The following is a 1,506-nucleotide window of genomic DNA, read 5'->3' on the forward strand; positions in this document are numbered from 1 at the left end:
GTGCCGCTCGTCCATGGAAGGACGGCCTTGAGTCCCATTCGGTCAACGCAGGGAGGCGTTGTTCATGGCCCAGACCGGTCTACAGTTTACACTCGAGGGGGCCGGCGCCCCGGCCGGGGAACTGGTCGTCGTCGACTTCACCCATACCGAGCAGCTTTCGCACCCCTTCACGCTCGAGATCACGGCCGCCAGCCGCGATGGCGGCCTCGCGTCCGCGGCCTTCCTCGACCGCGAGATGACCCTGACGCTCTGGCAACAGGGCGAGCCGTTGCGCCGGATCGCGGGCATCGTCAGCGCCTTCGGCATCGGCGATCGCGGCCATCACCATACGTTCTATACCCTGACCCTGCGACCCGCCCTGTGGCGACTGTCGTTGCGCCACAACTCGCGTATCTTCCAGCACGTCTCGCCGCTGACCATCATCCGCACCCTGTGCGAGGAGCGCGGTCTCCGCGATGTCGCTTTCGCCGTCACCCGCGAGCCCGACGTGCGCGAATACTGCGTGCAGTACCGCGAGACCGACCTCGCCTTCATCGAACGCCTGGCTGCCGAAGAGGGCCTGTTTTACTTTCATGAGTTCGAGGCGAGTGACAAGGGCGCCCACCGGCTGGTGTTTGCCGACGACCCGCAGGTGCTGGCAAGTCTCGGCGAACGCACTTACCACCGCCGTGCGGGTGGCACGGCGCCCATGCGGCATGTGCGCAGACTCAGCCACACCGCCCGGGTGGCGAGCTCGTCCGCCACGCTCAAGGATTACAGCTTCAAGAATCCGGCCTATGCGCAACTGCATGAGTACCAGGCCCATGATGTTGCAGGGCACGGCCAGCAAGGCGTCGCTGATAAAGGGTACGAACACTACGACTACCCCGGCCGTTACAAGCAGGACGCCTCCGGCGAGCCGTTTACGCGCATTCGTCTGGAGCAGCTGCGCCGTGAGGCGATCACCGCCAGTGCAGAAAGCGACCTGCCCGAACTCGCCCCCGGCCGGCGCTTCACCCTGACCGACCACGACACCGATACCCTCAACCGCGACTGGCAGGCCATTAGCGTGACGCACTACGGCGAGCAACCCCAGGCGCTGGAAGAAGACGGTATCACCCAATCAGACAGTGCCGGGATGACCCGCTACCACAACCAGGTCACGCTGATTCCCGGCGATGCCCCTTGGCGAGCGACTCCCAATCCCAAACCCCGCGTCGATGGTCCCCAGGTGGCCTTCGTGGTCGGCCCCGAGGGCGAAGACATCCACTGCGACGACCACGGGCGGGTCAAGGTCCAGTTTCCCTGGGATCGTTATGCCGCCCCCGACGACACGGCGAGTGCGTGGCTAAGAGTGAGTCAGGGCTGGGCCGGCGGCGGCTACGGCAGCATCGCCCTGCCGCGCATCGGCCACGAAGTGATCGTCTCCTTCCTGGAGGGCGACCCGGACCAGCCGCTGATCACCGGGCGCACCTACCATGCGGTGAACACGCCGCCCTATGCGCTGCCCGAACACAAGACCCGCAC

General features: G+C 66.0%; 1 protein-coding gene. It reads left to right on the top strand.

Annotated elements, in window-relative coordinates; genetic code table 11:
* Nucleotides 1–64: 64 nt before the first annotated feature.
* A partial coding sequence (gene tssI, locus BLW01_RS18245) for a type VI secretion system tip protein TssI/VgrG (RefSeq protein WP_092572456.1) occupies nucleotides 65–1,506 on the top strand: 1,442 nt, incomplete at its 3' end.

It is taken from the genome of Aidingimonas halophila, assembly GCF_900106955.1.
Classification (GTDB): Bacteria; Pseudomonadota; Gammaproteobacteria; order Pseudomonadales; family Halomonadaceae; genus Aidingimonas; species Aidingimonas halophila.